We start from the raw sequence: 6,062 nt of genomic DNA, 5'->3' as shown, positions 1-6,062 counted from the left end.
CCCTGGTTGCTGAAAGATATAATCTCCTAACGGGCGCTCCCCCATATCGGCCAGAGGCCGTAAGGTTTTAATGGTCTGTTCTGGCAACCAGCTCTGGCCATAAACACAGGGTTTACCATCACACCAGAGAATAACCTCACGCAGCTGTGCCCGCCCAGTGCCGGGCAGCAATGGCTGCAAAAATGCAGGCAAAGTTGCACGCTGCTCATTAAGCACCTGAACCCGAAACTCATCGCAGTGACGCTTTAACCTTGCGGTCAGAGAGGCTGGCTCGAGGATCCAGGGCGCCAGCTCTGATGGTAACGAACAGTTTTGAGCCTGATGCCAGTCTGTATCAAGCGAAATAACAGGAATACTCACAACGAAAATTCTGCCTGCAGGGAGTCTGGCGGCATCATAACAAGTTACGGCCGGATTTTCAGCAGCAATCCGCTGAGAAAAACGGCTTACTGCAGAGCACGTTAGCTGGTAAAATAGCAGCCATAACGCTATGGTTAGTGTCCTTGCTGGCCTATTTTTACCAACCAAAAGTGATAGTTATGATAAAACGCCTGCTGCTTCCGCTATTGTTGTCTGCCCCGTTGTTACTGGTCTCCACGCATACAACTGCGCAGGACCAGCCTAAGGAAGTAGTCTATTACGGCTTCGACCCGGACATTGTTACCAACTATATTTCCGGTAACCGCCGCAGCCTTGGCTATATCCGGGTAACCGTAGAGCTGATGCTGGAAGACAAAGCATTTCTGCCTGCGATAGAGCACCATGAACCGCTGATCCTCGACATCATTATCGGCATTTTTACCAAACAGCCGGAAGACAAAATCAAATCGCTGACAGGTCGCGAGGAAATCCGCCTGGCGATTCTGGAAAAGCTGCAACAAACGATGAAAAAAGAAGCCGGCGAAACCATGATCCGCGATATTCTGTTTACCAAATACCTGTATCAGTGAGATGCCGGTATTCTGCGTGCGCGCTGGTGACGCAATAACCACGCCCAGAGCAAACCGGCAATCAGTCCGCCTAAATGTGCCCAGTTCGCCATACTGACCCACAACAGGTCAAAAAAGCCCAGCAGCAGCCATAACAACATAAAGCCAGCCAGGCCATTACTGATATGCAGGCCTTGCGCTGGGTTTAACCGCCCCGCCAGCCAGAAATAACCAAACAGGCCATACACTACGCCGGACAAACCGCCAAAATGCGGACCCACAATAAAATACTGTGCCGCGTTCGACACCAACGCCACGGTCAAGGCAATATTCAACAACAGAACACTGCCAAGGCGCTGCTCAAGCTGACGACCGAGATACAGCCACCAGGCCAGATTAAACACCAGATGAGTCAGTGAAAAATGCATTAACATCGGGCTGAACCAGCGCCATAACTGCGCGGGCTCTGTCAGTTGCAGTGCCGCACTGCTGCTGCGCCAGTCCAGTTGTTGCCAGACATATACCAGCAAACATAGTAGTAAAATCACACAGGTAAACGGCGCCTGCTGCCACCACTGCAGTATATTCATTTGTAGCAAAGCGGCAGCGCTTTCGGTTGCCGCCGGTTGGCTCAGTTGCCAGGCCGCCGCCTGATAACGCGGATGCTCCGGCTGCTGAACAAAGCGGCCAAATTCTTGCTCAATTGCGCCCAGCTGCTCTGCGTCGCCATACAGTTCAGCAAGATCAGGCCGCTGCACCACAGCACTGACATTCAGGCCCCGGGCCGTACAGTAGCCGGCAAACAGCTGAGCCGCCTGCGCTGAATTAAGTTCGGCAAACTTATGCACTGTCGCCGCTCACGTAAGGCAGCTGAGTACGCCAGCTTTCAAAGCCGCCATCCATGCTGTATACCTGTTCAAAGCCTTGCTGCACCAGATACTGCGCTGCCCCCTGGCTCGAGTTGCCGTGATAGCACACCACGACCACCGGCTGGTCAAATTCGAACTGCTGCATAAAGCTATTCAGACTGCCGTTAGTAAGATGGTAGGCACCATCAATGTGCCCGGCGGCAAAACTGCCCTCATCGCGGATATCAGCAACCACTACCTTATTATCTGCCAGCAACTTAGCGGTATCTGCTACTGAAATATGTTGAAAATCACTCATACAAACCTCGTTTAATACTGCCGGCTATGATACCTCAGCACACAGGAATTACCAGCCGAACCACATAGCCTTCAGGCCAGCGTACTTTAGTGTTAGTTCAGCGAATAAACGCTGGACAGTGTTTAAACTATTGTTAACAATAGCAACCAAATATATCGTTTTGTCGGAGCTACTATGACCAGCCTGATTATTCTGGCTATTCTCGTTGTACTTGTATTCTGGGTTATCAGCATCTTTAACCAGCTGGTTAAACTGAAAAACCGCTTTCAGAATGCCTTTGCGCAAATAGAAGTGCAGCTGAAACGTCGTTACGATCTGATCCCTAATCTGGTAGAAACCGCTAAAGCCTACATGGCACACGAGCGCGACACACTGGAGGCGGTGATTAGCGCACGTAACGCCGCACTGGCCGGTCTGAAAGTGGCGGCAAACAACCCGGGCGATGCAGGTGCTATCAGCCAGCTGGCCGGTGCCGAAAGCGCGCTGCAAAGCGCCATGAGCCGGATGAACGTGGTGATGGAAGCGTACCCTGACTTAAAAGCGAATCAGAACATGATGCAATTGTCGGAAGAGCTTACCAGTACTGAAAACCGGGTGGCATTTGCCCGTCAGGCGTTTAACGACGCGGTAACAGACTACAACAGCTATAAGCAAAGTTTCCCACCGGTTATTTTTGCTGCCAGTTTTGGCCATGCCGCCGATGCCAAACTGCTGGAGTTTTCCGACAGTGCGGCCATTCAGGCGGCGCCTAAAGTCAGTTTCTGATTGACGCCAGATGAGCAGTAACTTCTTCTCACAGCAGGATTTAGCCCGGCGAAATACCCGCATTCTGGTGCTGTTGTTTTCGCTGGCAGTACTGTTGCTGTTACTGCTGACGAACATTATCGCCTTAATCAGCCTGGGTTTTGTTGACCCGCAACAGCTGTCCGGCCCCTGGCATTGGCAAACCTTGCCCTGGGACCTGGTTGTTGCGGTTAGCGCCGTCGTACTCAGTGCGGTTGGTATTGCAGTACTGGTTAAATGGCTGCAATTACGCGCTGGCGGCAAAGTGGTGGCCGAGTCTCTTGGTGGTATAAGACTATCGCCCGACAGTCAGGATCCCCTGCAGCGGCGACTACTCAACGTTGTTGAAGAAATGGCCCTGGCGGCCAATACCCCTGTACCGCCGGTTTACCTGTTGCCAGAGACGGGTATCAATGCTTTTGCTGCAGGCTACAGCCCATCAGATGCGGTGATAGGTGTTACCCGGGGCTGCATTGAGCAATTAAACCGTGATGAGCTGCAGGGGGTTGTAGCGCATGAATTCAGCCATATTCTGAACGGTGACATGCGGATGAATATCCGCCTGATTGCGATACTAAACGGCATACTGTTTTTGGGCCATATCGGCTACTACATGCTGCGCGGCAGCAGGGGCAGTAGCGCGGTACGCATTGGATCAGGCCGCTCAGGCAACAATAAAAACGGCGCCGGCGCTATTTTATTGCTGGCACTGGGGCTGGTCATTATCGGTTATCTGGGCTCGTTTTTTGGCAATCTGATTAAAGCCGCTGTCAGCCGCCAGCGTGAATTTCTGGCCGACGCCAGTGCAGTGCAATTTACCCGCAACCCACGCGGTATTGCTGGTGCGCTAAAGGTTATTGGCAGCCATAGCCAGCACAGTAAGGTCAGCAACAGTAATGCTGATGAAAGCAGCCATTTGTTTTTCGCCGAAGCCATCAGCCGCTGGGCGTCTATTTTCGCTACCCACCCACCTTTAGCGACACGGATCAAGCGGCTGGAACCACACTGGAATGGCAAGTTCCCCACTGTGCGTTCAGCGCAAGTTGCCACCGACACCGCGGATGCAGAAGTTAATACACCCAAAGCAGCAACAGCCACAGAACGCTTACAACAGGCACTGCCGTTGTTACTGCTACACAGCAGCCGCCAGAGTGAACCTGCAATTGCGCTGATTTGCTGTCTGTTACTACGTCAGGAAGACGATACCCGCGCGCGGCAACTGCACCTGATTAAAGAAATGGGTTCAGCCGCCGTGCTGCAACAGGTCGATCAGCTGTGTGACAGTGTCGAACATCTCAACGCCTTGCAGCAGGTTCAGTTACTGCAGCTGGCCATGCCTGCACTGAAAACCCTGTCAGAGCTGCGTTTTAAGCAATTTCAACAGCTTATCCAGGCACTGCGTGACGCGACTGCAACACCGGGCCTTACGCAGTGGCTTTGTTGGCAGTTTGTTGAACACAGCGTGGCGGTGCATTACCAGACAAACAGGATTAACCAGCGCTCTTCCAGCCAGAACCTCAGCCAGCAGACAGCTGCCGTCAGCGCCCTGCTGGCGCTGGTCAGCAGCGCGGCAGGCGATGACAAGGCGCAACAACAAGCCTGGCAGGCCGCACAGCAGCAACTGCCTTTTAGCCTGGCGACTGAACGGCCCGAGATAAACTTCAGCGTGCTGGAACAACAGCTACCGCAATTGCTGGCACTGGCTCCGCTGCAAAAGCAGCAGCTGTGGCGGGCGGTAGATACCTGTGTACGGGCCGATACTCTGTTACAACTTCCCGAGCAGGCACTATTGCTTGCTCTGGCGCTGCTATTAGAAATACCCTATCAGCCTGAGTTATAACCGGTAATATGGTTTACCTGACGATAATCTGCAGAACCTGCCCTTTGATGCTTTAGCATCGGTGGAATTTCAGGTAGAATTAGCGCCCATTTTTTCAGCAGGAAAACGTCATGACTGATAATCGCTTGTTTCTGATGTACGATACATCGTTTGACGAAATGGATGCTGAAGGCAGCCCAGGTTTTGGTTATGTGCTGGTATTTAACAGCGAAGATGCCGAACAGTTTCAGCCGGGTGAAAACCCTAGCTGCCCGGCAGTATCGATGTTGTTCACCGACCATGCTGATGGCAGTATCAGTGGTGACTTACTGGGTTGGGCGCATCTGGACGCCGACATTTTTCAACAGTTCCCGCTGGGACATTTTCTGTCACTGATGGAGCAGGCGGCGCAGGTAGCCATTAATGCTTACCGTCAGGTTGGCCAGGTACCAGACCGGTTGATAGCACAGCATCTGGACGATGAAGAGTTAATCCAGTTTGACGTGCAATTCAATGATTTACAGCTCAATGAGCAGCAAAATGAGCAACAGCTTGCGCAGCAACTGATGTCAGGCCGGCCCTATCTCGATTCATAACCGGCTGGCGGCGTGCCATTTTATTCAGTAAAACTGTTTTACATTTCACGGTAGCGGCCCTTACTATTAGCGGGCAGTTGTGCAGTTTATTCCGGAGATAGCCTTATGGCGCAGGCCATTGACATGTCAGCAATAGAACAGGCGCTTAATGGCTTTACCATTCCGCCACAGCCGGAAATTCTGCAGCATATCCAACAGCAGCTTGATACCCCTCAGCCCAATATTAAACGCATCGCCGCGTTAATTAATCTGGATATCGGCATTGCCGGTTTTACCCTGAAAGTCGTTAATTCAGCGTTTTTTGGTCTGCGGCAAAAAATCACTTCGGTTGAACACGCGTGTAAGTTTCTCGGTGTGAACCGGGTGCTGAAACTGGTGCGCAGTGTATTATTGCGCTTCACGCTGGCGGAAGGCCGCGATGACAAATTCAGTTTGAAGCTGTGGTCCAGCGCGCTGCAAACAGCCAATATCGCCATGACTCTGGCAAAGCATTTTAATTATGCGCAGACGGTGCAGGATGACTGTTACAGCCTGGGCTTGTTTCACAACGCCGGTATTGCCCTGATACACCAACAGGCACCAAACTACGAGCAAGTGATGCAGCAAGGCTTACTGGCGCAGCATGGTTACAGCGAGATTGAAGAGCAGTATTTTCAAACCTGCCACGAAGTGCTCGGCTACCTGATTGCCGAGTCCTGGGGCTTAACCGCCGAGTTATGCAATGTTATTGCCTATCACCACAGCCCGGCCTTAATGCTGGAGTCTGAC

8 protein-coding genes are annotated in these 6,062 nt (G+C 52.1%); 5 read left to right on the top strand and 3 right to left on the bottom strand.

The window, feature by feature from the left end:
- The coding region (locus VIN66_RS18650) for a chorismate--pyruvate lyase family protein (protein WP_331925385.1) at positions 1-360 on the bottom strand (360 nt) is incomplete at its 3' end.
- A gap of 179 nt (positions 361-539) precedes the next feature.
- Between VIN66_RS18650 and VIN66_RS18645 the strand changes: the two genes are divergently transcribed.
- Positions 540-950 (top strand): flagellar basal body-associated protein FliL, encoded by a 411-nt coding sequence (locus tag VIN66_RS18645; protein WP_134052084.1) that lies wholly within the window; start codon positions 540-542, stop codon positions 948-950.
- Here the strand turns inward: VIN66_RS18645 and glpG are convergent.
- Together glpG and glpE are read right to left on the bottom strand one after the other, a co-directional pair.
- The gene (gene glpG, locus VIN66_RS18640; RefSeq protein WP_331925384.1) at positions 944-1,777 is read right to left on the bottom strand and encodes a rhomboid family intramembrane serine protease GlpG; all 834 of its coding nucleotides are present in this window, start codon (positions 1,775-1,777) and stop codon (positions 944-946) included. The genes VIN66_RS18645 and glpG overlap by 7 nt on opposite strands.
- On the bottom strand, positions 1,770-2,096 hold the full coding sequence (gene glpE, locus VIN66_RS18635) for a thiosulfate sulfurtransferase GlpE (protein WP_331925383.1): 327 nt from the start codon (positions 2,094-2,096) through the stop codon (positions 1,770-1,772). The genes glpG and glpE overlap by 8 nt, the downstream gene beginning before the upstream one ends.
- A gap of 174 nt (positions 2,097-2,270) precedes the next feature.
- On the opposite strand from glpE, the gene VIN66_RS18630 reads away from it, so the two are divergent.
- The 4 genes from VIN66_RS18630 to VIN66_RS18615 all read left to right on the top strand — a co-directional run.
- Positions 2,271-2,861, top strand: coding sequence for a LemA family protein (locus VIN66_RS18630; RefSeq protein WP_134052091.1), 591 nt, complete (start codon positions 2,271-2,273; stop codon positions 2,859-2,861).
- Between the two features lie 10 nt (positions 2,862-2,871).
- Positions 2,872-4,719, top strand: coding sequence for a M48 family metallopeptidase (locus VIN66_RS18625; RefSeq protein ID WP_331925382.1), 1,848 nt, complete (start codon positions 2,872-2,874; stop codon positions 4,717-4,719).
- 110 nt (positions 4,720-4,829) lie between these two features.
- Entirely contained in the window at positions 4,830-5,294 is a 465-nt protein-coding gene (locus tag VIN66_RS18620) for a hypothetical protein (RefSeq protein WP_230818607.1), read from the top strand.
- A 105-nt stretch (positions 5,295-5,399) separates the two neighbouring features.
- The coding region (locus VIN66_RS18615; protein ID WP_331925381.1) for an HDOD domain-containing protein at positions 5,400-6,062 on the top strand (663 nt) is incomplete at its 3' end.

The sequence above is a fragment of the Rheinheimera sp. genome (genome assembly GCF_036568245.1).
Lineage (GTDB): Bacteria > Pseudomonadota > Gammaproteobacteria > Enterobacterales > Alteromonadaceae > Alishewanella.
The sequence above is the reverse complement of the archived record's forward strand: the minus strand, read 5'-3'. Positions and strand labels throughout refer to the sequence as shown.